This is a genomic window from Salinicola endophyticus (genome assembly GCF_040536835.1).
In the GTDB taxonomy this organism is placed as follows: domain Bacteria; phylum Pseudomonadota; class Gammaproteobacteria; order Pseudomonadales; family Halomonadaceae; genus Salinicola; species Salinicola endophyticus_A.
Genome location: NZ_CP159578.1, coordinates 2,552,940 through 2,578,846 on the forward strand (window position 1 = coordinate 2,552,940; position 25,907 = coordinate 2,578,846).

Here is a 25,907-nt window from a genome sequence, read left to right on the forward strand (position 1 = left end):
CGTGAACACTGTTCCGTTAGACTGCGAATCTGTTTAGCCTGTCACGGTTTGCGTCTACGCTTCTGGCGCAGGCTCATCACGAACGCCGTCCAAGGATTGCCGCCACCCATGTCGTCTTCGCCTACCCACCGCTCTCGTCGTCCACTGCGCTGGTTGCTGCTGCTCCTGGCGCTGGTCGTGCTCGCCGGGGTCGCCTACCGCCTGTTGCTGAGCCCGGCGGACAAGGCCACCCCGCCCGCCGGCGCGGGCGCCCCCGCCACCGCGGTGGCGGCGGTCAGCGCCAGCCGCGGCGATCTGGCGCTGCGCCTCAGCGCCCTGGGTACCGTACGCCCGCTGCGCAGCGTCGATATCCGCACCCGGGTCGAGGGCGAACTGACCGAGGTGGCCTTCGACGAAGGCGATAGGGTGGAGAAGGGCCAGTTGCTGGCGCGGATCGATCCGCGCGACTATCAGGCGGCACTGGCCCAGGCCAAGGGGCAGCTGCGCCAGAACCAGGCCCAGTTGGCCTCGGCGCGGGAGGACCTGGCGCGCTACCAGAAGCTGATCTCGACCAACTACGTTTCGCGCCAGGAGCTCGAGCAGCAGCGCCAGCTGGTACGCCAGTACGAAGGCAGCGTGGCCGCCGACCAGGCGGCGGTCGACAGCGCCCGGGTGCAGCTGGACTACACCCGTATCACCGCGCCCTTCAGCGGCGTGGTGGGTATCCGTAACGTCGACCCCGGCAATATCGTGCAGCTGGGTGACAGCGACCCCATCGTCACCCTGACCCAGCTCGATCCGATCTCGGTGATCTTCTCGCTGCCCAGCCGCTACGTCGACACCGTACGGGCGCGCCTGGCCGCCGGCGAACATCCGGCGGTGAACGTGACCGGCCCCGACGGCCAGACCGTCAACGGCCAGTTGACCAGCGTCGATAGCCGCATCGACAGCGCCACCGGTACCATTCGCCTGCGCGCCACCCTGGACAACCCCGGCGGGCTCTACCCCAACGCCTATGTCGACGTCAGCCTGATCTCGCAGACCCTGCGCGACCGCGTGATCGTGCCCGAGCCGGCGATTCAGACCGGCCAGAACGGCGACTACGTCTACGTGATCAACGCCGACGACAGCGTCAGCCGCCGCGAGGTCGAAGTGAGCGCCAGCGAGGGATATCAGAGCGCCATCGCCAGCGGTCTCGAAGCCGGCGAGCGCGTGGTGGTGGATGGCGTCGACAGCCTGCGCGACGGTGCCAAGGTGCGCGTGGTCAGCGACGCCCTGCCGGGAGAGTCCACCGACGACAGCGACAGCGCCAGCGCCAGCGCCAGCGCTGACGAGCTGGGTGGCAATAACGCTGGTGATAGTGGCGGAGATAGCGGCGGAGATGGCGCGGATACCAGCGCTACACAGGGCGCGGCCTCGGCCGCGCCGGCAGGAGGCGCGGACGGCAGCGCCTCATGAACCCCTCTCGCCTGTTCATCCTGCGCCCGGTCGCCACCTCGCTGATCATGCTGGCGATCCTGATCGCCGGCGCCCTGGCCTACCGCCTGCTGCCGATCTCGTCGCTGCCGGAGGTGGATTTCCCCACCATCCAGGTGACCACGCTCTACCCTGGCGCCGGCCCGGACGTGATGCTCTCCCACGTCACCTCGCCACTGGAGGATCAACTGGGCGAGATCGCCGGACTCGAGGACATGAGCTCGACCAGCACCGGCGGGGCCTCGTTGATCACCCTGCGCTTCGCCCTTGATTCGGATCTGGGAGTCGCCGAGCAGGAGGTGCAGGCCGCGCTCAGCCAGGCCGAGACTCTGCTGCCGGACGATCTGCCGCGCCCGCCCAGCTACAGCAAGGTCAACCCCGCCGACGTGCCGATCATGACCCTGGCGGTGAGTTCCAAGAGCCTGCCGCTGACCCGGGTCTACGACCTGGTCGACACGCGCATGGCACAGAAGATCGCCCAGATCAGCGGCGTGGGTCAGGTCAAGCTGGCCGGCGGCCACCAGCCGGCGATCCGGGTCAGCGTCGACGCGCGCCAGCTGGCCGCCCACGGCCTCGATCTTGCCGCGGTGCGCAGCGCCATCGCCGCGGCCAACGTCAACCAGGCCAAGGGCACCCTCTACGGCCCCTACCGCGCCTATACCATCGACGCCAACGACCAGTTGCTCTCCGCCGCGGGCTATCGCGACCTGGTGCTCAAGAGCGACGCCAAGGGTGTGCTGCGTCTGGGCGACGTCGCCGAGGTCGAAGAAGGGGCTGAAAACGCCTATCTCTCGGCGCGTGCCGACCAGGACGGTGCGATCCTGATCGACGTGCTGCGCCAGCCCGGGGCCAATGTGGTCGCGGTCGCCGACAGCATCAAGCGGACCCTGCCGCAGCTCGAACGCACGCTGCCCGGCAGCGTCGACGTGCGCGTGCTCACCGACCGCACCACCACCATCCGCGCTGCGGTCAAGGATGTGCAGTTCGAGCTGATGCTGGCAATCGCCCTGGTGGTCATGGTTACCTTCCTGTTCCTGCGCAACATCCCGGCCACGCTGATCCCCAGCCTGGCGGTGCCGCTGTCGCTGGTGGGCACCTTCGGCGCCATGCAGCTGGCCGGCTTCAGTCTCAACAACCTCACCCTGATGGCGCTGACCATCGCCACCGGCTTCGTCATCGACGACGCCATCGTAGTGCTGGAGAACATCACCCGCTACATCGAGAAGGGTGAGCGGCCGCTGGCCGCCGCGCTCAAAGGCTCGCGCCAGATCGCCTTCACCATTCTCTCGCTGACGGTGTCGCTGCTGGCGGTGCTGATCCCGCTGGTATTCATGAGTGGCGTGGTCGGGGTGCTGTTCCGCGAGTTCGCACTGACCCTGGCGATCTCGATCGTGATCTCGGCCTTCCTTTCGCTGACGCTGACCCCGATGCTCTGCGCGCGCTGGCTCAAGCATCGCCCGGAGGCGGTGGCGGAGAGTGACGACGAGGCGCTGGTACGCGGCCGCCAGGGCCTGTTCGGGCGAGTGACCCGTGGCTACGAGCACGCCCTGAACTGGGTGCTGCGCCACCAAGGCCTTACCCTCGGCGTGGCCGTGGCCACCCTGGCGGTGACCGCGCTGCTGTTCGCGTTCACCCCCAAGGGGCTGTTTCCGGTACAGGACACCGGGGTGATCCGCGGCATCACCACCGCCACCCAGTCGACCTCGTTCCAGGCCATGTCGGCCCGCCAGCAGCAGCTGATCGACCGCCTGCTCGCCGATCCGGCGGTGGCGAGTCTCTCCTCGAGCATCGGCATCGACGGCACCAACACCACCCTCAACAGTGGCCGGGTGACAATCAACCTGAAGCCGCTGGACGCGCGCGACGACCTTCACACCGTGCTCGCCCGGCTGCGCCAGGCGAGCCAGGGCATACCCGGGCTGACGGTGGCGCTGCAGCCGGTCCAGGATCTGACCCTGGAAGACACCATCAGCCGCTACCCCTATCAGTTCGCGCTGACCCAGGGTGACCGCGCCACCCTGGACGCCGACGCCGCCAAACTGCTCACCCGGCTGCGTCAGGCGCCGGCGCTGGCCGGCGTCTCCAGCGACGTGCAGAACGCCGGGCGCAAGCTCCAGGTGACCATCGACCGCGCCCGCGCCGGGCGTCTCGGCGTCAGCGTCGCCGATATCGACGACGCCCTCTACGACGCCTTCGGCCAGCGCCTGGTCTCGACCATCTTCACCCAGGCCAGTCAGTATCGGGTGGTGCTCGCTGCCAACCATGCCGACAGCGACGGCCCGGCAGCGCTCTCGCGGCTCTACGTGATCAACGCCGATGACGAACGCATCCCGCTGACCACCCTGGTCAGCCTGCAAGAGACCACCACCCCGCTCTCGCTGCAGCGGCAGAACCAGTTCCCCTCGGCGCTGATGTCGTTCGCCGTCGCCGACGGCTACTCGCTGTCGCAGGCCTTCGCCGCGGTCGACCGAGCGGCGCAGGAGAGCCTGAGCGCGCAGACTACGCTCAGCTATCGCGGCGCGGCGCTGGCCTACAACGACTCCACCGGGGATACCCTGTGGCTGATCCTGGCCGCCATCGTCACCATGTACATCGTGCTGGGGATTCTCTACGAGAGTTTCATCCACCCGTTGACGATTCTCTCGACCCTGCCCTCGGCGGCGATCGGCGCCCTGCTGGCGCTGCAGCTGAGCGGCGGCGCGCTGGGTCTGGTCGCGGTGATCGGCATCATCCTGCTGATCGGTATCGTCAAGAAGAACGCGATCATGATGATCGACTTCGCCCTCGAGGCGCAGCGCGAGCGCGGCATGGCCCCGGCCCAGGCGATCCACACCGCGGCGCTGCTGCGCTTCCGGCCGATCATGATGACCACCTGTGCCGCCCTGCTCGGGGCGCTGCCGCTGATGTTCGCCAGCGGCTACGGCGCCGAGCTGCGCCAGCCGCTGGGGCTGACCATGGTCGGCGGGCTGCTCTTCAGCCAGCTGTTGACGCTGTTCACCACGCCGGTGGTGTATCTGTTCTTCGACAGCCAGGCAGCGCGCTGGCGGCGGGACGCGTCGAACACCGCCACGGCCGAGGGTGAGGCATGAGTCTCTCGGCGCCCTTCGTCCGCCGCCCGGTGGCCACCCTGCTGCTGGCGCTGGCGGTGGTGATGCTGGGCTCGCTGGCCTACCAGCGGCTGCCGGTGGCGCCGCTGCCCAACGTCTCCTTCCCCACCATTCTGGTGATCGCCAATCTCACCGGCGCCAACCCGGAGACCATGGCGTCGAGCGTGGCGACCCCGCTGGAGCGCTCGCTGGGGCGGATTCCCGGGATTACCCAGATGACCTCCAGCAGCAGCAGCGGCTCGAGCCGGATCATCGTGCAGTTCGATCTCGACAAGGACATCAACGTCGCCGCCCAGGAGGTCCAGGCGGCGATCAACGATGCCCAGCCGCTGCTGCCCAGCGCCATGACCAGCCGCCCCAGCTACCGCAAGCTCAACCCCTCGGCGGCCCCGGTGCTGATTCTCTCGGTCACCTCCAACACCCTGCCTACCGGCGAACTCTATCGCCTTGCCGATACCCAGATCGCCCCGCCCATCGCCCAGGTCCAGGGCGTCGGCGACGTCAGCGTCGGCGGCAGCTCGTCGCCGGCAGTACGCGTCGCCCTCGACCCGCGCCGGCTCAACCACGCCGGTATCACCCTGGACGCGGTGGCCGGGGCGCTGCGCGCCGCGACCACTCAGTCGCCTACCGGCTTCGTCCAGAACATCGACCACCGCTGGGAGATCGACACCGATTCGCAGCTGCTCGAAGCCAGCGACTACGACCAGGTGGTGATCAAGCGCGGCACGGATGGCGCCACGGTACGCCTGGGCGATGTCGCCACCATTCGCGACGGGGTCGAGGACCGCTACAACGTCGGCTTCCAGAACGACCGCCCGGCGGTACTGCTGGTGATCAGCGCGGCTAGCGGGGCCAATATCATCGACACCATCGCCGGGGTGCGCGAGCGGCTCGACACTATCCGCGCGGCGCTGCCGGGGGATGTCGATCTCAGCGTCGAACTCGACCGCGCGCCGGGTATCCAGGCGTCGCTGCACGAGACCCAACTGACGCTGCTGCTGGCGGTGGTGCTGGTGGTGCTGGTGGTATTCGTCTTCCTGCGCAACGCCCGCGCCACCATCATCCCCAGCGTCGCCATTCCGGTCTCGCTGGTGGGCACCTTCGCCATGATGCGGGTATTCGACTTCTCACTCGACACGCTGTCGCTGATGGCGCTGATCGTCTCTATCGGCTTTCTGGTCGACGACGCCATCGTGGTGGTGGAGAACATCGCGCGTCATATCGAGCGCGGCGCGCCGCCGCTGCAGGCAGCGCTGGACGGCGCCCGCGAGGTGGGTTTCACGGTCACCGCGATGAGCGTCTCGCTGGTGGCAGTGTTCATCCCGCTGTTGCTACTGGGCGGCTTCGTCGGGCGGCTGTTCCACGAATTCGCGGTCACGCTGTCGCTGGCCATCGCGGTATCGCTGCTGGTCTCGCTGACGCTGACACCGATGCTCTGCGCGCGCTGGCTCAAGCCCGGCCGCGCTCAGGAGCCGCGCTGGTCGCGGGCGATCGCCGGGTTCGGCCAGCGCTGTCTCGACCTCTACGCGCGCACGCTGGACATCGCGCTCAAGCACCGCCGGCTGACGCTGCTGTCGCTGCTCGGGGTGATCGTGCTCAACGGCTATCTCTACGTCGCAGTGGACAAGGGTTTCGTGCCGGAGCAGGACACCGGGCGCCTGCTCGGCACCATGCGCGCCGACCAGTCGCTGTCGTTCGACGCCGCCTCGGACAAGCTGCGCCAGGTCCGCGAACAGCTCACCGCCGACCCCGCCGTCGCCAGCGTGCTGGGCTTCATGGGCGGTCGCGGCCCGGGCCGCGGCGGCGCCTCGGCGACGCTGTTCATCACTCTCAAGCCGCAGCGTAGCCAGTCCACCCAGGCGATCGGCAACCGCCTGATGGCCAGCCTCCAGGGCATGCCCGGCGTGAGCACCTTCATGTTTCCGCTGCAGGACATCCGCGTCGGTGGCCGCTCGACCAGCGCCTCGATGTACGAGATCACGCTCAAGAGCGATGATCTGGCACTGCTCGGCGAGTGGTCGAAGAAGGTACAGACGGCGATGGAGGGCGTCGACGGCATCACCGCCATCGACAGCGACAACCGCGGCGAGGGGCAGTCGGCCAAGCTGGTGGTGGATCGCGACCTGGCCGCGCGCCTGGGCGTCGACATGCGCAGCATCGATACCGCCCTGGGCCAGGCCTTCGCCCAAAGCAAGATCGCCAGCCTCTACGACGCCGACGAACAGCGCTACGTGGTGATGGGGGTGGCGGCGCCCTATCGTCAGGCGCCGGAGGCGATCGGCGACCTCTACGTCAGCGGCAAGAACGACACTCTGGTGCCGATCTCCGCGTTCAGCCATATCGAACGCAGCACCACGCCGGTCAGCGTCAATCATCAGGGGCAGTTCGCCGCCGCGACGATCTCGTTCAACCTCGAGGACGGGGTCTCCCTCGGCGAGGCCACCGCACGAATTCGCGCGGCGGTCGACGCGCTGCGCCCGCCCACCGCGGTCCAGGTCGATTTCGAGGGTAGCGCCGGCACCTTCCAGAGCGGCATCGAGGCGATGCCGTGGCTGATCCTGGCGGCGCTGGTCACCGTCTATCTGGTGCTGGGTATCCTCTACGAGAGCTATATCCACCCACTGACGATCCTCTCGACGCTGCCCTCGGCGGGGGTCGGCGCGCTGCTCGCGCTGATGGCACTGGATACCCCGTTCACCCTGATCGCGCTGATCGGCATCATCCTGCTGATCGGGGTGGTCAAGAAGAACGCCATCATGCTGATCGACTTCGCCGTGATCTGCGAGCGCGAGCAGGGCATGAGCCCGCTGGAGGCGATCCGTCACGCCGCCCTGGTACGCTTCCGCCCGATCATGATGACCACCCTGGCGGCGATCCTCGGCGCCCTGCCATTGCTGCTGGGCACCGACGAGAACGCCGCCCTGCGTGCTCCGCTGGGAATCACCATCATCGGCGGTCTGGTGGTCAGCCAACTGCTCACGCTCTACACCACGCCGGTGGTCTATCTCTATCTCGACCGTCTGCATCGTCGCCTGCGCCCGCGACGCCTGGCCACCGAACTCGCTGACTGAGCGCCTAGCGAGGAGTAAGGCTCGCCGCGCTCAACCGGCGTGACGATAGCGCCCCTTGCCCGCCCGCTTGGCCTGATAGAGGGCGGCATCGGCGCGATCGATCAGCTTCACCAGATGCTCGGCGTCCAACTGACGGAGATCGGCCTCGCGCGCAATGCCAATGCTCATCCCCACCCCGGGATAGATCTTGTCGAGCGCCTTGGCGGCCACCAATAGGCGCTCGGCGATATCCGACGCCAGGAACTCGCTGGCGCCGGCCAGCAGCAGCAGGAACTCGTCCCCACCCCAGCGCACGACGATATCCTTCTGTCGCAGCACCTGCTGCAGTAGCGCCGCCACGTCAACCAGCAGGGCGTCACCGGCCTCGTGGCCCTGGCGGTCATTGATCTGCTTGAAGCCGTCGAGATCGATATAGTAAAGCGTCGCCGGCAGCGTCCCCGCGATACTTCGGCGCAAGTCATCGAGCCGGCGATAGAAGCCGGGACGATTGTGGAGGCCGGTCAGATGATCGTGTTCCGCCTGGAAGCGGCTGCGACTCTCGCCCAACAGGGCCCGCTCGGCGAAGCCATTGAGATAGCAGCTGAACCATAGCGTGGCCAGCCAGTAGATCGGCCCCTGGGCGACGAAGATCCAGTAAGCACTCTCCGCCTGGAACGGCACCGCCAGCTTGAGTGGCACATCGGCGAGCAGCACGAGCAGGACCGACAGCCGCGGCCGGCCAATGCACAGAGCGGGGAATGAGCTGGACACCACCAGCAAGGTACCGATGGCGACCAGCTTCAGCGACGGTGGCGCCGCAATGAGGGCATAGGCGCCGAGCCCGCCGAGCGTCAGCGCCCATAGCAGCGCGAGAATGAGAACCCCGTCCACCGGCGTGCTCTGGCCACGCTGCGCGCGCCGCTGGCGCCAGCGGTACTCCAGGACTCGGCCGGCCATCAGCCCGAGGTTGAGCGTCACCCAGGCCAGCATGAACGGCGAGGCCGTTTCGATCAGCAGGGCCACGCCGGCCATCAACGTACACGTCATTCCCGCCAACAGCAGCGGCAGGTGCATGATGGCGCCGCCGCTGAGTCGTGTCATCACCTCTTCCGGCAGCGTACGGTCACAGCCGCTGAGCCAACGCAGGAATCGATACCGGGGCAAGGCGTGCTTCACGCTGTGCGCGCGCCGGCCAAGGGTCACGAGACGCAGAAAGAGTTTCATTCAGGCTTCCGTTGGAGATCGCGCGCGATCATATTGATGGTGACCAGTGATCGATGACGGCCATCACGGCGTGTGTCTCTGCGCCCCCCAGTGTGCCCTTGTCTCGTCTAGAGGCCTATCGGCAGGCGGCCAGGCGTGCTGAAGCGGGCTCGACTAGCCCAAAAGGATAAGAGCCACGACGCTAGCCAGCCGGCCTGGGATCCGCTAGTCTGAAAACCAAATTCAAACGCTCGTCTGAATTTGTGGGAGCGTCCCCCGCAGCGGTGTCTGCGGCCGGCACTCCCGACGTCTTCTCCTGCGGAGTTCGCCATGATCACACTGCTGCTTCTCGTCGCCGCCATCGTCGGCTGTCTGGTCGTCATGCGCCGCGAGGCCGGCGCCCTGCCGGCCGTCGCGGTACTCGCCGTTCTCGGCGTACTGGGACTGGTTCTGGATGCCGAGATCATCGGCGTCCTGCTGCTGATCGGCGCCGCCGGCGTCGCCATATGCGGGCTCAAGCCGCTGCGTCGGCTGTGGCTGTCGCCGCGTCTGTTCAAGGTGTTCAAGAAGATCGCGCCCAAGGTCTCCGAGACCGAGCGCGTGGCGCTGGACGCCGGCACCGTCGCCTGGGATGGCGAGCTGTTCAGCGGTCGCCCCGACTGGAAACGCCTGCTGGCGTTCGACAACCCTGGGCTGAGCGACGAGGAGCAAGCCTTCGTCGATCACCAGTGCGCGGTCGCCGCCGGCATGTGCAACGCCTGGGAGATCGCGCGCGAGCGCGCCGACATGCCCCCCGAGCTGTGGGACTATCTGAAGAAAGAGCGCTTCTTCGGCATGATCATTCCCAAGGCCTACGGCGGCCTCGAATTCTCCGCCAAGGCGCAGTCGACGGTACTACAGAAGCTCGCCTTCAACGAGACCCTGATGAGTACCGTGGGCGTGCCCAACTCGCTCGGTCCGGGTGAACTGCTGCTCAAGTACGGCACCGAAGAACAGAAAAACCACTATCTGCCGCGCCTGGCCGATGGCCGCGACATTCCCTGCTTCGCGCTGACCGGCCCGCGCGCCGGCAGCGACGCGACCTCGATCCCCGATGTGGGTATCGTCTGCCGCGGCATGCACGAAGGCAAGGAAGTGCTCGGCCTCAAGCTCACCTTCGAGAAGCGCTGGATCACCCTGGCGCCGATCGCCACCGTGGTCGGTCTGGCCTTCCGGATGTTCGACCCGGACAACCTGCTCGAACGCGGCGAGAGCGATATCGGCATCAGCTGCGCGCTGATCCCGCGTGATACCGAAGGCATGCAGATCGGCCGCCGCCACCATCCGATCGGCAGCCCGTTCATGAACGGCCCGATTCGCGGCAAGGACGTGTTCATCCCGCTCGACTATCTGATCGGCGGGCTGGAGATGGCCGGCCAGGGCTGGCGCATGCTGGTCGAGTGCCTCTCGGTGGGCCGTTGCATCACCCTGCCCTCCGGCGCCGCCGGCACCGGGCGCTACGCGGTGGGCTGGACCGGCGGCTTCGCGCGTATCCGGCGCCAGTTCAACATCGCCGTGGCCGACATGGAGGGGGTGCAGGAGCCGCTGGCGCGTCTCGCCGCCAAGGCCTACATCGCCCAGGCCGCAGTGATGCAGACCGCCAACACCATCGACCATGGGGTCAAGCCGGCGGTGCCCTCGGCGATCCTCAAGAGCCAGCTGACCGAATTCCAGCGCGAGATCATGGTCGATGCCATGGACGTACACGGTGGGCGTACCGTGACCCTGGGGCCGCGCAACTATCTGGGGATCGGTTTCAGTGCCACGCCGGTGTCGATCACCGTCGAGGGCGCCAACATCATGACCCGCAACCTGATGATCTTCGGCCAGGGCGCGATCCGCTGCCATCCCTACGTGCTCGACGAGCTGGCGGCCAAGGACAGCAATGACTTCGCGGCGTTCGACAAGCTCTTCTTCCGCCATACCGGGCTGATCTTCGGCAACGCCGCGCGCGCCTTCACCCAGGCACTGGGACTGGGCCGCGCCGAGGTACCGTTCGACTCCCTGGCCAAGCCCTATGCGCAGGAGGTGGCACGCCTCTCCTCCGCATTCGGGCTGTGCGCCGACGCCGCCATGGCCAGCCTGGGCGCCAAGCTCAAGCAGCGCGAGATGATCTCGGCGCGTCTGGGTGACGTGCTCTCCAACCTCTATCTGCTGTCGATGGTGCTCAAACAGTGGCACGACAGTGACCGGGTCGACGGTGAAGCCGCGCTGTTCCACTACAGCTGCCGCTTCCTGCTCAACCGCGCCGAGCAGGCGCTGGTGGAGCTCTATGAGAACCTGCCCAACCGTGCCCTGGCTCATCTGCTCGCCGGCGTGACGATGCCGCTGGGACGCCGCTGGCACAAGCCGCAGGACAGCCTGACCCGCGATATCGCCAAGGCGATCTCCACCGATACCGCCCTGCGTCACAAGCTCACCCGCAATACCTGGGACAGCTGGGAAGAGGGTCAGCAGGAGAACCCGCTGGTGCGCTACAACGCCCTGTTGGCCAACGCCGAGCGCGCCGAGAAGATCTATCGCACGCTGGCCAAGGCGCGCGCCAAGCGCGAACTGCCGGAAGCGGCGCTGCACCCCGAGCAGTGGATCGAAGCGGGTCTCGAGGCGGGCTTGCTGAGCGAAGAGGACGCCGCTTTCATGCGCGCCCACGAAGCCGAGGTGCTGGACATGCTGACGGTCGACGACTTCGACTTCGACGCCTTCACCAGCCAGCAGCCGAGTGCCAACCACGAGCGCCAGAACCACACCACGCCGGCGTGAACAGCGGCCGGGGGCGTCGCCCCCGGCCTCTCTCTCCCCAACAGCCGCGGCCCCGTTCTCGAACGGGGCCGCATTTTTTTGCGCACCCGGGGCGCTTAAAGGCTCGGGCTGGCAGCGAATGACAATCCGGCTACTGCTCCAGCACCTGCAGCTGGACGTCGGCGGTGCCGTCGTCGATCAGCCCCAGCTTCTCGGCAGCCCGCTGCGACAGATCGATGATGCGCCCGGGGACGAAGGGCCCGCGATCGTTGATTCGCACGATGGCGCTGTCCCCGGTACTCAGATGCGTCACCTTGACCCGGGTACCGAACGGCAGCGTCTTGTGCGCTGCGGTCATCGCCCGGCCATCGTAGGGTTCACCGCTGGCGGTCAGCCGCCCTTCGAAATAGGGCGCGTAATAGGTCGCTTCGCCGACCCGGCGGCGCTGATTGGGCACCGGGCGCGGCTCGCGCGTATGCGCCACCACTGGCCCCGGCCCCTTGCGCTTGCCGGCAGCCTTGCCGGTGGCGCTGGTCGCGGCCGGCGGGGCGTCCGGCTGGGTGGCCTGGGGCGTGGCACAGCCGGCCAGTAGCAGCCCCATGGCGAGCGCGGAGAGCAGCGCTCGCCACCCGAGTGCGGCACGCCCAGGCTGCACCGGTGGCGGATCAGAGCGGGATGAATCGGCACCGGGCAGGTGGTCGCGAACGACGGCGCCAGCCCGGGCAGGCGGCGTGGAAACATCGAGTGTGGAAACATCGAGCGTGGAAACATCGATGGTGGCCATAAGTTGCAGGTCTCTCGGCAAGCGGGGCGCGATGGCGAATCGCGGGACATCACGGCTGACGGAAGCTGCGCTCATGATAACGGCCAAATGAGCAAGATGAGAGGAATCGCGGTGAGCGTGACCACCGCCGACAGCGGCAGCCCCAGCTTCCAGTAATCGCGGAAACGATAGCCCCCCGGCCCCATCACCAAGGTATTGGACTGATGCCCGATCGGGGTGAGGAAGGCGCAGGAGGCGCTCACCGCCACCGCCATCAGAAACGGATCGAGCGAGACCTGCATGCCGCTGGCCAGATTGGCTGCGATCGGCGCCATCAATAGCGCCGCGGCGGCATTGTTGATGACGTTGGAGAGCAGCAGCGTGAGCACGAACAGCGCCGTCAGGGTGACCACCGGCGGCCAGCCGCTGCCCGCCGACATCATGCTGTCGGCGATCATCTGCGCCCCACCGCTGGTCTCCAGCGCCTTGCCCACCGGCAGCATCGCCGCCAGCAGCACGATCACCGAGCCCTCGATCGCGTCATATCCCTCCCGCAGTGGCAGCACGCCCAGGGCCAGGGTGATCAGCGCCGCCAGCGACATGGCGATGGCCGCGGGCAGCAGGTCGAACACCATGGCGGCGATCGCCAACGCGAAGATGCCCACCGACAGCCACAGCTGGCGCGGCTGCCCCAGCGCCAGCTTGCGGCTGGCCAGCGGCAGACAGCCCAGGGTCGACAGGCTCTCGCTCAGGTTGTTCTCGTCGCCCTGCAGCAGCAGGACATCGCCGGGCTGGAAGCGCACCTCGCGCAGGCGCTGCTTGAGGCGGGTGCCATCGCGGGAGACCGCCACCAGATGCAGGCCGTGCTGATTCAACAGGCGCAATTGGGAAACGGTGCGGTTGATCATCATCGAATCGTTGCGCACCACCACCTCGACCAGTTGCAGCTCATCGGCATCGAGCCGGGGCCGCGCGGCATCGCTATCCTCGTCATCCTCGCCGCTGGCGCTGATGCTCAGTCCGGCCTTGTCCTCGAGCAGCTTGAGATCCTCCGGGCCCGCCTCCAGCAGCAGGATGTCGCCGGCAGCCAGGGGGCCGAAGAAGCGGTGGCCGGAATAACGCTCTTCACCACGCAGCACGGCCAGTACCGGCACCGGATCGCCGCACACCTCGCGCAACTCGCGCAGGCCCCAGCCCACCGCCTTGGCGTCCTCGTTGACGTGCAGCTCGCTGAGATAGGCCGAGGTCTCGAACAGCTCGTCGGCAGACGCCTGCCCCTGGCGCTGCGGCGTCAGCCGCCCGCCCAGCAGGATCATGAAGGCGAGCCCCACCAGCGCCACCGCACCGCCTACCGGAGCGAAGTCGAACATGCTGAACGGCCCCTCGCCCTGCCCGGCGCGGAACGCGCTGATGATGATATTGGGCGGCGTGCCGATGAGCGTGATCAGCCCGCCCAGCAGCGAGCCGAAAGCCAGCGGCATCAACAGCAGCGAGGGTGAGGTGTCGTGCTCGCGGGCGACACGCACCGCCACCGGCAGCAGCAGCGCCAACGCACCGACGTTGTTCATCATCGCCGAGAGTAGGATCACCGTCGCCGTGAGCACCGTGAGCTGCCAGATCGGCCGGCTGCCGGCCTTGAGCGTCTTCTCGGCGATCCAGTCGACCACGCCGGCGTGCTCGAAGCCACGACTCAGGATCAACACCGCGGCGACAGTGATCACCGCCGGGTGGCCGAAACCGGAAAACGCCTGATCGGCGGGCACCAGCCCCAGCAGCACGCTCGCCAGTAGCGCCGCCATGGCCACCATGTCGTAACGAAAGCGCCCCCAGACGAAGGCGACCAGGGTCAGAAAGAGTACCGCGAAGACCCAGTAAGCATCCTGCATGGGTATGACTCCTTGTCGAGCGCTGCCACCCGCCCTGCTTGGTCAGAAAACCCTGCCCGCAGCAGCGAAAAAGCCGGCAGCGCCCGATAGGCGTTGCCGGCTTTTGCAGCATAGGTCATTGTCACGCTGGCGCCCGTGCGCCGGCGCTCACGGGCGCGGCTCAGGGAATCAGAATCGTCGATCCGGTGGTGCGCCGCGCGGCCAGCGCCTCCTGCGCCTTGCCCGCGTCAGCCAGATCGAAACGCTGGGCGATATCCATCTTGACCTTGCCACTCTCGAGCAGATCGAACAGATCCAGGCTCATCTCATCCAGCCGTTCAGGCGTGTCGGCGTAGCCATTGAGACTGGGACGGGTCAGATAGAGCGAGCCCTTCTGGTTGAGAATGCCGATATTGACCCCCTCTACCGCGCCGGAGGCGTTGCCGAAGCTCACCATCAGCCCGCGTGGGGCGAGACAGTCGAGCGAGGTGGTGAAGGTGTCCTTGCCCACCGAGTCGTAGACCACCGGCACCATGGCACCACCAGTCAGCTCGCGTACCCGCTCGGCGACGTTCTCATTGCGGTAGTTGATCGTCGCCCAGGCGCCGTTGCGCTTGGCCAGCTCGGCCTTCTCGTCAGAGCCCACGGTGCCGATCACCTTGACGTCGAGCGCCTTGGCCCACTGGCAGGCGATCGAGCCCACACCGCCGGCCGCGGCATGGAACAGGATCGTCTCGCCACCCTCCAGCGGAAAGGTCTGGCGCAGCAGGTACTGCACCGTCAGCCCCTTGAGCATCGAGGCGGCGGCGATCTCGAAGGAGATGTCCTCGGGCAGCTTGACCACTTTCTCCGCCGGCAGCACGTGCAGCTGCGAGTAGGCGCCCAGGGGCCCCTGGGCATAAGCGACGCGGTCACCGACAGCGAGGTGGGTCACACCTTCGCCCACCGCCTCGACCACCCCGGCCCCTTCGGTACCCAGCCCCGACGGCAGCGACGGCGCCGGATAGAGCCCGGTGCGGAAGTAGATATCGATGAAGTTGAGGCCGATGGCACGGTTCTCGATGCGCACTTCGCCCGCCTGGGGCGCTGCCGGTTCGAAGTCGACATACTCGAGCACCTCGGGGCCGCCGGTGCGAGAAAACTGAATGCGCTTGACCATGAACTGTCCTTGTGGGGAAACGGGTTGAGCTTGGCTTGCTTGGCGTGCGTCGTGGTATCGGACGAAACGAACCGAAGCCCTATCCGATACTTCAGCCTTGTCCAATACCTCATCCAAGCGCCATTCGCCAGCCGGGTCAAGCCACACGCCGCGAACGGGCCCGCCCGGCGCCCGGATGCTCGGCCCGCTCGAGGGGGTCAGATCACGCTGTGGGGAAAGCGCTCCAGCGCGGCGACGAAGCGCTGCTTGTAGGACTCGAAGGTCTCCGGGTCGGCCTTGAAGGTCTTGACGATGCCGTCGCCGTCGAAGCGCACCACGCCGGGCAGCTTCCCGCCCCTGGGCTCGGGATGACGCGGCGCAAGACCGACAAGCATGCCGCCCTCGGCATCGATCCAGCGGGTGATGCCGCAGTCGCGGAAGAAGCGCTGTGCCTCGGCGTCATTGGCGAGCACGCGCAGCGGCGCTTTCTCGGCGAGCAGACGGATCAAGCGCGCGCTGTGCTCGCTGTGGCCATCGCCCTGGGGTGTCGAGACCATCGCCAGCTCCATGCTGCGCCCCTCGACGTCGGCGGAGACCAGCGCCAGACTCAGCACCTGGCGGTCATCGTCGGTCAGGGCGAACAGACGTGCAGCCTCCTGCTCGAACAGCACGCCCAGGGTCCCGGCAAAGGTGACCAGCGGTGCCAGCCCCGCCTCACGGCCATAGACATTGGCGCACAGCTGGGCCAGGCACGCCTCGCGGCTCTCGGGATTCTTTACATGAACGACTTTCATCGGACTCTCCGCACGCATCGACTCGGCCCGCCCGCGCTGACGATCGAGGACGCACGCTGTTGGCGTGCCGCCGGACGCGGGCAGGCAAAAGCGCGCAGCCTAGCATATTCCATCGCCGCGAGCGCGCCACCGGGCGCGGGGGCCGGCGTGCCGGCATCACGCCTCGGTTCGGGATCGGCTCAGCGGACAGGACTGGCAGTAGGCCACCGGGCACGCGGCACGATAATAGAGGCAGCAGCTGCGTCGGTAGCGCACCTCGACGCCATCGGCGCGGCGGGTCTTGGCGTGATGGAAGCGCGCCAGCGGATTGGCCTCGAGTCCGAACAGCTCGGGCTCGGCCTCGAGCAGGAAGCGGTAGTCCGCCTCGCAGCGCCGGCGCGCGGCAGCATCGACCAGCCCGCCCTCGAGCTCGGCCAGGCGGCGCTCGTAGAGTGAATAGACCCGCACTGCCAGATTCTCCCACAGCATGCGCGGCGGCACGCCGCCCACCTCGCGCAGGGTCTGCCACAACGGTGTGATCAGCCCGGCGAACAGCTGCTTCAACAAATCGTGACGTGCGCGCTCCCGCGCCGCCGGCGCCCAGCGCTGCAGTCGTAGCGAGCGCAGTGGCAGCGTCGAACGCCACGCCTGGCCATCGTGGCGGAGATCGATCAGGCAGTTGCCCGGCGCCAGATCGAGCCCGCGATCGCACACCGAGAGCAGATAGAGCGGCACGCCGGTGAGCAGAAAGCCCAGACGCTTCGACAGCAGCGAGGCGGTGGTGCGCCGGTCGGGCGAGCCGAGAACCGGCCCCAGACGGGCCAGCAGTTCAGCGCAGCGCCGGGGGTCGCGGAACGCCGTCATCGACAGTACCGCGGCCCCCGCGGTCTGGGCAGACTCGAGGCACAGGGACTCATGCAGATAGCGGCGGTGCGCCACCGCCACCGATGCGTATTCCAGGTGACCCAGAGGTTCCCGCGCCGCTGCCGGCATCATCACGCCGCCCCCTTGCCGAAAGGGATGCACAGCGGCGTATGGAAGAACGGATCCTCGATCACCCGGCATTCGAGCTGGAATATCTCCTTTACCCGTTCACGGGTGATCACCGCCTGAGGCCGCCCCTGGGCATGAACACGACCCTCGCGAATCGCCACGATATGGTCGGCATAGCGGCACGCCAGGTTGAGATCGTGCAAGACCATGACAATGGTCTTGCCGGCATCGCGGTTGAGACTGACGAGTAACTCGAGCACCTCCATCTGATGGGTCAGATCGAGGAACGAGGTGGGCTCATCGAGCAGCATCAGCGGCGTGTCCTGAGCCACCGCCATGGCTATCCACGCACGCTGACGCTGCCCACCGGAGAGCGTCTCGACGCGCTGCTCGGAAAGGTCGTGAAGGCCGGTTCTCAAAAGCGCCTGCGCCACGGCGCGTTCATCGTCCGCGGACCACTGGGCCAGCCAGCTCTGATGCGGATGGCGGCCCAGCCCCACCAGTTGACGCACGCTGATGCCCTCCGGTGCCACCGGGTGCTGGGGCAGCAGCGACAGCGTCCTGGCCACCGCCCTGGTCGGCTGCTGCCGGATATCCTCGCCATCGAGATCGACCTGGCCCTGCCACGGCGTCAATAGCCGAGCCAGCGCTTTCAATAGCGTGCTCTTGCCGCAGCCGTTGCTGCCGACCAGCACCGATATGCGCCCTTCGGGCAGCTCGAGCGACAGCTCCCGCAGGATGGCCTGCCGCTGGTAGCCCAAGGTGAGCCGGTTCGCAGAGATGGTGGCCATGGCGTCAGCGTGCCTGCTTCATCATCAACCCCAGAAAGAACGGCGCCCCGATGGCCGCCACGAAGAGTCCCGCCGGCAGATCCAGCGGCGGAAACAGCACCCGCCCGGCAAGATCTGCCGCCATCGTCATACCCGCGCCGACCAGGATTGCCATGGTGATTTGCGCCGCGCCCGGCGGGCGCACCAGACGTCTCGCCACATGCGGTGCCACCAGTCCGACGAAAGCCATCGCTCCGCCCCAGGCCACCGCCATGCCCGCCAACCCTGCCGCGAGCAGAATCAACAGCGTGCGTGTCCGCTGGACCCGCACTCCGATCCCCACTGCCAGACCGTCGTCCAACGGTGCCAGCAAGGCAAGCCGCACCAGCGGGGCCAGCGCAGCGAGCGCCACGCCGAAGCCAGCCGCAAGCCACCCGACGTCGGACCAGTTGCCACCATAAACGCTGCCGGTGAGCCAGACGTAGGCCGACAGCGTGGTGGTGAGCGGACTGGACACCATCACGAAGGTAGTCACGGCGCTCAGCAGCGTCGATAGGCCGATGCCCATCAGCACCAGTCGCAGCGGCGTGGTCCCCCCGCGCCAGGCCGCCAGCATCACCAGCAGCACGGCGAGCAGCGCACCCATGGCGGCCGCCAGCGGCATCCAGGCGCTGCCGATATCGGACGCCAGGAATGCCAGATAGCCGACCGCCAGGGTAGCGGCGCCGGCGGTCACGCCCAGCGTATCCGGCGAGGCCAGCGGGTTGCGCATGACTTGTTGCAGCAACCAGCCGGAGAGTGCCAGCGCCGCGCCCACCAGCGCCCCCAGCAGCGTTCGTGGCAGGCGCAACTGCCACAGGATCAAGCCCGCACCGCTGTCCGGCGAGCGCACTGCAGCCAGCCACTGCGGCGCCGACATGGCGGCCTCTCCGAGGCCGAGCGAGGTCAGCAGAATCAGCAGCGCCACGAGCAGTGCAGCCGCCACCCGACGCCACGGTCGCCAAGCGACGACCCGCGAGAAGCGGCCGAGACGCAGCGCGCGAGCCTCATCCATGGCGCCCTCCCTGGCGCCGCACCAGTGCCATGAACACCGGCGCCCCGAGCAATGCCGTCATCACGCCGATGGGCACCTCCCGGGGCGGAATCAGAGTCCGCGCCATCACGTCCGCGATGAGCAGCAGCGCGGCGCCAAGCAGTGCCGCCAGTGGCAGCCAGTAGCGATGATCCGATCCGGCCAGGCGTCGCGCCAGGTGCGGCACGATCAACCCGATGAAGACGATGTTGCCTGCCATCGCCACCGCCGCGCCCGCCAGCAGCACCACATACACGACCGAGATCATCTGCAGGCGTCGCACCGAAATCCCGGCACCCACCGCCACCGCCTCGCCCGCCGCCAGCACGTTCCATTGCCGCAGACAGGGCCAGCACGCCAGCATCACCGCCAGCGTGACCAGCATCAGCGGCCAGACCTGCGTCAGCGGCCGGGCCGAGACCGAGCCCGCCAGCCAGAACAGCATGGCGTCCAGCCCCTGCTGATCGATCACCAGCAGCGCCTGACTGAAGGCATGGAACAGCGCACTCAGCGCGGCACCGACCAGGATCAGGCGCAGCGGCCCACCCGGGACGCCGGGACGCATGGCGATCGCCCAGACCATCAGCGCCGCCAGGGTCGCGCCCGCGAAGGCACCGCCGCTCGCCAGCCACCCTGGCAAGCCGCGCCCCAGGGTGACCAGACAGACCACCGCCAGCAGCGCACCTGCGTTGACCCCGAGCAGCCCAGGCGATGCCAACGGATTGCGGGTCAGGGTCTGCATGATACCGCCGGCCACGCCCAACCCCGCCCCCACCGTGAGTGCCATCAGAGTACGGGACATGCGGGTGGTGCGAATGAGCAGGTCATCGACACCGGTCGGCGACGGCGACCACAGCGCATGCCATACCTGCGCCGGACTGGACCAGTGTCCACCCGCCATCAGGCTCACCACCACGGCGATGGCCAGGCCGGCGATCGCCAGAGTCGTGCGCACACTCATGCCGACGCCTCGCGGGTATCCAGCCAGGCATCCAGATCATCGAGCATGCCGAAGACGCCCAGGACGCCCCCGGAGAGACTCCAGGCCACCGGGTCGACCTGCCAGACCCGTCCCTGGCGCACCGCCGCCAGTCGCTGCCAGAGTGGATGCGCGCGCAGGCGTGACGCATGCTCGCGCGCGGCCCGGTCGCGCGGCTGCAGCAGAAAGAAGACATCGGCATCGAGCGCCGGCAGGCTCTCGACCCCGCTCAGTGTCAGCAGTACCCCGGGCTGCCTCTCGATCTGCCGGGGCCAGCTGAAGCCGAGCCGTGTCAGCACCGAGCCGCCAAAGCTGGGCGCCAGATAGCTGCGAATCTCGCCCGCTCTGATATCGAGCAGCGCCACCGTCAACGGCCAGCGTGCGCCGAAACGCTGCCGCAGACGCGCACGCAGTGACGCCATGCGCGATGCCAGTGAACGTCGCAGGTGCACGGCGCGGGCCCGGCGGTCGAGTGCCTGCGCCATCGCCTCGAGGGTATGTCGATAGTGATAGACATCGTCCAGCAGCATCAGCGGGGCCAACGCCGACAACAGCGGCGCGATACGTTGATGACGAAAACGCGACGCGACGATCAGATCCGGCTCCAGCAGCGCGATGCGTTCCAGGTTCGGCTGTGTCTCCAGTCCCAGGAGCGAAGCATGGGCCAGTGCCGAGCGCAGGTAGGGGTAGATCGGCTGGTCTTGCCATGACAGTACCACCCCGACCGGCGCCACCCCGAGCGCCACTGCAGTGTCAGTCGCGCCCTGGAACAGTGTAACGACCCTCAGTGTCCGGCGCGGCGCTCGTGCCTCGTCCTGGCGTACCATGCCGGCACCCGCCAGCGCCGGCATGGCGGCCAGTGCGAGTGCCCGGGCGATCAACTCACGACGCTTCATCGCGGCTCCGCTGGCGCACTCGGCACCCGACCGTGACAGGTATATGGCGACATCAAAAGTCCACGCTATAGCCCAGAGTCAGAGTCCGACCGCGTCCGGCGAAGTAGCGTTCGTTCATGTAGTCCGCATTGGGACTGTCCAGCGCGCTCTGCGAGTAGTAGGTGATGTACTGCTTGTCGAACAGGTTGGCCACGGCAAGATTCAACTGCCCTACCGGCAAACGATAGCCGACTGCGGCATCGACCAGGGTGTAACCATCGAAGTCGTTGTCCCAGCCATTGCTGCTGTCGTCGAAATCCTTGTCAAAGGCGTGATTGACCTGCACGAACGATGTCCAGCGCGGCGACCACCGGGCACTCCAGCTCGCGACCAGCCGGTCCGGCGCCACGTTGAGCCCGTTCAGCTTGGCATCCAGGGTGCCATTGTCGTCACTGTCATAACGTCCCTTCATGTGGGAGTAGCCAAGCCGGGCGCTGTGCCGGTCGTTGAATCGATAGCCGACGGACGCCTCGATGCCTTCGATCTCGGTCTTCTCTCGCTGCATCACGAAAGCGTCGTTACGGGTCGTCAGACGCGTGCCATAGTCGGAAGACGACACGTAATAGCTCAGCTCAGCGTTGAAGCGGCCATCGTCATAGCGCACTCCGGTTTCGATATTGTCGGTCACGATGGGACGCAGATTCTCGAAGCTGTCGACCGACTGTCCGGGCGTGTCGATACCACGCAGCACGCGCCCGACATCGGGAATGGCAAACCCTTCGGAATAGCTGGTGAACAGGCTCCAGTGTTTCACCGGTCGCCATACCACACCGGCGTTGTAGAGGGTCTCGTCGAAATCGGGGGATCCACCGTCCACCGGCACGCCATTGTTGGCGGCCACCGTGCGGTAACTGTCGACATCGAGTTTGGCGTATTCATAACGCACCCCCGCCGAGAAGGTCAGCGCCTCGATCGGGCTGAAGTCGACCTGGGCGAACGGAGACAGATCGGTGTATTTCACCTTGGGCACGTAAGTGCGATCGGTGCCCCACAGATACTGCTCGGTATCGTCGCGCATGGCGTCGAAGCCAAAGGTCAGCTTGACCCGGTCATCCCACAACCCCTCCTTGGTCAGCGAGGTCTTGATACCGTACTTGCGGGTCTCGGCCATGGTCTGATCGTAGAGCGTCCCGACCGGCGCGATCGAAGGATCCTGGAAGGTGCCGGAATTGGTCGCCCCGAACAGTGATTCGTAATCCTGATAGAAGCCCAGCACATTGAGATGCATGCCGGCGAGATCGTAGTCGTCCCAGGTGATGCCGGTGGTCCAGACACTATTGAAGGGCGCCGAACCTTCCGGCTCGCCGCGACGCGAGGTGGTCGGGACATCGGCTTCACGATCGCCAAGCACGCTGACGTAATCGTTCTGCCCCTCGATACGATAGCGATTGACACTCAACTGCAGGCGCCGGTCGTCGTCGAACCAGTAGGCGATCTTCCCGAAGACATCGTAGGCACGGGAGTTCATCAGGTCGCCCTGCGTATTGTCGACGCCAATGGCGTCCCCCTCTCCGTCCAGGAACAGCCCCTGATCCTCGTAGCTCAACGAGAACAGGTAATCGACCGGCCCGCGATTGCCGCTGACAGCGTAGTTGGTGCGGTAACTGTTGGTATCGCCATCCAGCTTGGAGGTCGGCGTGGTGAGCTGGGCCTCGAAATGCTGATTGAGCGAGCCCGGCTCGGGGCGTTTGGTGATCAGGTTGATCACCCCGCCGGCGGCTCCGAGTCCGTTGGTGGCGTTGGCTCCTTTGATCACCTCGATATGATCGATCATCGAGAAGTCGATGGTATGCAGCTCGCGCCCCGTGGGCCGCAGCGGATTGGACTGCGGGATACCATCGATCATCACCAGCGGCGTACGCCCGCGCAGGGTCTCGCCACTTCCGCTCATCTTCTGGCGTGGCGGTGAATAGTCCGGCAGCAGGTTGCTGAGTATCTCGGAAGAGTCGGAAGTGATGCGCCGCTGCTGATCCAGCTCCTGCCGCGTGATCACCCGAATCACCTGCGCAGCGTCCTGCTGTTCGGCACCCGAGCGCGTCGCCGTGATCACCATCGGCTCCTGATCGGTACTGTCTGCCATCACCCCCGGCGACGCCGCCAGTGTCGCTAGTGCGCCCCAGGTCATGACGGTTCCCTTTGATCCCATGTCTCGCCTCTTGTTTTCGATTTTGTCGAGTCGTCACGCGCCCCAGCCACCGCCGCGAACGCCGGTGGATTATTGCAAATGAAATGCATAATTATCAACGAATGAGAATCGTTTGTTTTTGAATGAGTCAACATTGCCCTCTTCGGCCGCCTGAGCAAGCAACACGAGGGGGTGCCCGCAAATAATCCTCGCCCCGTCTTGACGCCGACCGCGACGTGGACGAAGGTCAAGCCTGATTTCGGGGCCGCCGCTCCCCGCCGGCCAGCCACCGCTTACCTCCCACCGGAGACTCGAGACGCATGACACAGAGTTCGTCCCCTCAGCCCACCCCGGGCGATGGACCCCGCTATATCGCGCACCGTGGTCTCTCCGCGCGCGCGCCGGAGAATACGCTGGCGGCGGTGCAAGCCGCGCATGCGGCCGGATGCCGGTGGGTAGAGCTGGACGTTCAACTGCTCGGCGACGGCACCCCGGTGCTGTGGCACGACGCCGGGGTCAAGCGCTGCTCCAACGGGCGCGGCAAGCTGTTCCGCTTCGACGCCGCCAGCGCCGCGCGGCTCGACGTGGGCGCCTGGTTCGGCGAGCAGTTCCGCGGCGAACGCATGGCCACGCTCGAGGCGATGCTGGCGCTGCTCAAGCGTCTCGACATGGGGCTCAATCTAGAGCTCAAGGTGACCCGCGGGCGCAATGCGATCGAGCTGGTCAAGGCGGCACTGCCGCCGACCCTGGAAGCCCTGGCACCGGAGAAGCTGATCGTCTCCTCGTTCGACCGCCACGCCCTCACCGCGGCACGGGCGCTGGAGTCGAACCCGGATCGGCTGCGCCTGGGCGTGCTCGACGACAAGGCCCCCAAGCGCTGGTGGCGCGAGACCGAGCGGCTCTCCGCCTACAGCCTGCATCTGGACTGGCGCAAGCTGAAGGTCAAGCGCGCCCGCGAGATCGCCGACGAAGAGATCAAGCTGTTCTGCTACACCGCCAACGACCCCGTCGCCTTCGACAAGCTGTGGGAGTGGGGCGTGGACGGCGTGATCAGCGACGATCCGGTACGCTTCATCGAACATGCCGGCCAGCAGCAGGGCGAGACCGACCAGAGCCGCGCCAGCGCCTGACACAGCGTACGAAAAGCGCCCGTTAGTCGCGTCAGTTAGCGTCTTTGACGGCGACCGACACGGGCTATGATGCCAATCTGCCCGTTTCCAGGTTGCGAGCCGTCCATGAATCCCTCCACCCTCATCGGCATGGTCGCCAGTGCGCTACTGCTGATGACCGTCGTGCTCTTCACCGCTCAGGCCCCGAGCAGTTTCTTCAATCTGCCGGGGTTGGCGATCGTGCTCACCGGCACCCTGGCCGCCAGCTTCATCAGCTATCCGCTCGCCGAGATGCAGCGCCTGTGCCGCCAGATCGCGGTGGTATTCCGGCGCGAATCCCAGCAGAGCGAGCTCGACGCCGATCTCGACCAGCTGGTCGAGATGTCGCGCCACTGGAGCCGCGGCAACATCCGCGCCATCGAGAGCGCGCTGGAAGGCGTCACCAATCCCTTCCTGCGAACCGGCATGCAGATGGTGATCGCCAACAGCCGCGAGGAGGAGATCCGCGAGATGCTGCGCTGGCGCATGGTGCGGGTGAAGGCGCGCGAGCGCACCGAGGCGCAGATCCTGCGCACCATGGCGATCTACGCCCCGGCATTCGGCATGCTCGGCACCCTGGTCGGGCTGATCAACATGCTCGAGGTGATCCAGGCCGGCGATCTGACGATCATCGGACCGCGTCTGGCGGTGGCGCTGATGTCCACCTTCTACGGCATCCTGCTCGCCAACCTGGTGTTCAAGCCGATCGCGGTGAAGCTGGAGCGGCGCACCGAGGCACGACTGATGGCGATGACGATGATCCTCGAAGGCATCATGATGGTGAGCAAGCGCCGTCTGCCCGCGTTCATCGAAGAGGCGCTCAACACCTACCGCGTCGAACATCGCGACGAGATGCGTGATCCGCGCCAGGCCGCGGCCACGGATCTCTCGTCCCCGACCTCATGAGTGGCAGCACGGACTACGCCGCGCGGGGCCCCTTCGCCGAACTGCTGTTCGACGACGACGCCCTGGCCGAGGGTGGGCGTGGCAGCGAGAGCGACTCCTGGCTGATGAGTTACCTCGACCTGCTGCTGCTGCTGGTCACCTTCTTTGTGCTGATGCTGGCGCTCTACGGCGGCCAGCTCGCCTCCCCCGAGCAACCCACGGCGCCCAAGGTCGCACTGGCGCTCAAGGTGCCGGCACCCATACCCCCCAAGGCCGCCCCAAGCGCCGCTCAACGCGGTTTCTATCATCCGCCGCGCCAACTGACGGCCGCCCCGGTGGCCAGCGATGTCGGCTTCTACGCGCCGCGACCGGCCCCTCCGCCGCTGGTGCCAATGACACCCCTGCTGTTCGCGGTGCCGCTGTTCGATCTGCCCGACCCGGTAGACGAGACACTGCCGCAGATCGACGGCGTCCAGGTGACCGCGATTCCGCACGGCTTCAATCTGCGCATCCAGGATCATCTGCTGTTCGACTCCAGCGCCGTCGGTGTCAGCGACAAGGGCCGCGCGCTGCTGCAGAAGATGATCCCGCTGCTGCAAGAGTTCCAGGGCACCATCTCGGTCGAAGGGCATACCGACAGCGTGCCGATCTCGACCCAGCAGTTCCCCTCCAACTGGGAGCTCTCCGCGGCCCGTGCCGCTGCCGTGGTACGCGCGCTGCGCCTGGATGGCATTGATGGCGGTCGCCTGCGCGCTATCGGCTATGCCTCCACCGAGCCGCTGGCCGACAACGACACCCCCGCGGGCCGGGCACGCAACCGCCGGGTGGAGCTGGTACTGCAAGAGACCGGTAGCGACGGCTCGTGAGC

The 25,907-nt window shown here is 67.0% G+C and carries 18 protein-coding genes; 7 read left to right on the plus strand and 11 right to left on the minus strand.

Annotated elements, in window-relative coordinates; translation table 11 throughout:
• Positions 1 to 108: 108 nt before the first annotated feature.
• Genes ABV408_RS11455 through ABV408_RS11465 form a run of 3 tightly spaced genes read left to right on the plus strand, consistent with a single transcriptional unit; the run spans position 109 to position 7,633 of the window.
• Positions 109 to 1,437 carry an efflux RND transporter periplasmic adaptor subunit gene (locus ABV408_RS11455; RefSeq protein ID WP_353979080.1) on the plus strand — a complete coding sequence of 443 codons (1,329 nt, stop codon included), beginning with the start codon at positions 109 to 111 and terminating at the stop codon, positions 1,435 to 1,437.
• The gene (locus ABV408_RS11460) at positions 1,434 to 4,544 is read left to right on the plus strand and encodes an efflux RND transporter permease subunit (RefSeq protein ID WP_353979081.1); all 3,111 of its coding nucleotides are present in this window, start codon (positions 1,434 to 1,436) and stop codon (positions 4,542 to 4,544) included. The genes ABV408_RS11455 and ABV408_RS11460 overlap by 4 nt, the downstream gene beginning before the upstream one ends.
• Positions 4,541 to 7,633: an efflux RND transporter permease subunit gene (locus ABV408_RS11465; protein ID WP_353979082.1), complete on the plus strand. Its 3,093-nt coding sequence runs from the start codon at positions 4,541 to 4,543 to the stop codon at positions 7,631 to 7,633. Before ABV408_RS11460 ends, ABV408_RS11465 begins: the two co-directional genes overlap by 4 nt.
• A gap of 30 nt (positions 7,634 to 7,663) precedes the next feature.
• On the opposite strand, the gene ABV408_RS11470 is transcribed toward ABV408_RS11465, so the two are convergent.
• Positions 7,664 to 8,713 (minus strand): GGDEF domain-containing protein, encoded by a 1,050-nt coding sequence (locus tag ABV408_RS11470; RefSeq protein WP_353979083.1) that lies wholly within the window; start codon positions 8,711 to 8,713, stop codon positions 7,664 to 7,666.
• A 432-nt stretch (positions 8,714 to 9,145) separates the two neighbouring features.
• On the opposite strand from ABV408_RS11470, the gene ABV408_RS11475 reads away from it, so the two are divergent.
• Entirely contained in the window at positions 9,146 to 11,614 is a 2,469-nt protein-coding gene (locus ABV408_RS11475; protein WP_353979084.1) for an acyl-CoA dehydrogenase, read from the plus strand.
• Between the two features lie 130 nt (positions 11,615 to 11,744).
• On the opposite strand, the gene ABV408_RS11480 is transcribed toward ABV408_RS11475, so the two are convergent.
• The 10 genes from ABV408_RS11480 to ABV408_RS11525 form a co-directional block, all read right to left on the minus strand.
• Positions 11,745 to 12,194, minus strand: coding sequence for a septal ring lytic transglycosylase RlpA family protein (locus ABV408_RS11480; protein WP_353979085.1), 450 nt, complete (start codon positions 12,192 to 12,194; stop codon positions 11,745 to 11,747).
• Positions 12,195 to 12,448: 254 nt separating this feature from the next.
• Complete coding sequence (locus ABV408_RS11485; RefSeq protein ID WP_353979086.1) at positions 12,449 to 14,242, minus strand: SLC13 family permease; 1,794 nt, start codon at positions 14,240 to 14,242, stop codon at positions 12,449 to 12,451.
• Positions 14,243 to 14,402: 160 nt separating this feature from the next.
• A complete protein-coding gene (locus tag ABV408_RS11490; RefSeq protein ID WP_353979087.1) occupies positions 14,403 to 15,380 on the minus strand; it encodes an NADPH:quinone reductase in 978 nt (325 codons plus the stop codon).
• Between the two features lie 197 nt (positions 15,381 to 15,577).
• Positions 15,578 to 16,153 carry a hypothetical protein gene (locus tag ABV408_RS11495; RefSeq protein ID WP_353979088.1) on the minus strand — a complete coding sequence of 192 codons (576 nt, stop codon included), beginning with the start codon at positions 16,151 to 16,153 and terminating at the stop codon, positions 15,578 to 15,580.
• Between the two features lie 156 nt (positions 16,154 to 16,309).
• Positions 16,310 to 17,128: an IucA/IucC family C-terminal-domain containing protein gene (locus ABV408_RS11500; protein ID WP_353979089.1), complete on the minus strand. Its 819-nt coding sequence runs from the start codon at positions 17,126 to 17,128 to the stop codon at positions 16,310 to 16,312.
• Positions 17,128 to 17,916, minus strand: coding sequence for an ABC transporter ATP-binding protein (locus ABV408_RS11505; RefSeq protein WP_353979090.1), 789 nt, complete (start codon positions 17,914 to 17,916; stop codon positions 17,128 to 17,130). Before ABV408_RS11505 ends, ABV408_RS11500 begins: the two co-directional genes overlap by 1 nt.
• 4 nt (positions 17,917 to 17,920) lie before the next feature.
• A complete protein-coding gene (locus ABV408_RS11510; RefSeq protein ID WP_353979091.1) occupies positions 17,921 to 18,949 on the minus strand; it encodes an iron ABC transporter permease in 1,029 nt (342 codons plus the stop codon).
• Positions 18,942 to 19,928, minus strand: a complete 987-nt coding sequence (locus ABV408_RS11515) for an iron ABC transporter permease (protein ID WP_353979092.1) — start codon at positions 19,926 to 19,928, stop codon at positions 18,942 to 18,944. The genes ABV408_RS11510 and ABV408_RS11515 overlap by 8 nt, the downstream gene beginning before the upstream one ends.
• On the minus strand, positions 19,925 to 20,842 hold the full coding sequence (locus ABV408_RS11520; protein WP_353979093.1) for an iron-siderophore ABC transporter substrate-binding protein: 918 nt from the start codon (positions 20,840 to 20,842) through the stop codon (positions 19,925 to 19,927). Before ABV408_RS11520 ends, ABV408_RS11515 begins: the two co-directional genes overlap by 4 nt.
• A gap of 52 nt (positions 20,843 to 20,894) precedes the next feature.
• Entirely contained in the window at positions 20,895 to 23,027 is a 2,133-nt protein-coding gene (locus ABV408_RS11525) for a TonB-dependent receptor (protein ID WP_353979094.1), read from the minus strand.
• 299 nt (positions 23,028 to 23,326) lie between these two features.
• Between ABV408_RS11525 and ABV408_RS11530 the strand changes: the two genes are divergently transcribed.
• The 3 genes from ABV408_RS11530 (at position 23,327) to ABV408_RS11540 (ending at position 25,905) form a co-directional block, all read left to right on the plus strand.
• The gene (locus ABV408_RS11530; protein ID WP_353979095.1) at positions 23,327 to 24,136 is read left to right on the plus strand and encodes a glycerophosphodiester phosphodiesterase family protein; all 810 of its coding nucleotides are present in this window, start codon (positions 23,327 to 23,329) and stop codon (positions 24,134 to 24,136) included.
• Positions 24,137 to 24,241: 105 nt separating this feature from the next.
• On the plus strand, positions 24,242 to 25,060 hold the full coding sequence (locus tag ABV408_RS11535) for a MotA/TolQ/ExbB proton channel family protein (protein ID WP_353979096.1): 819 nt from the start codon (positions 24,242 to 24,244) through the stop codon (positions 25,058 to 25,060).
• Positions 25,057 to 25,905, plus strand: coding sequence for an OmpA family protein (locus tag ABV408_RS11540; RefSeq protein WP_353979097.1), 849 nt, complete (start codon positions 25,057 to 25,059; stop codon positions 25,903 to 25,905). The genes ABV408_RS11535 and ABV408_RS11540 overlap by 4 nt, the downstream gene beginning before the upstream one ends.
• The last annotated feature ends 2 nt before the right edge of the window (positions 25,906 to 25,907 follow it).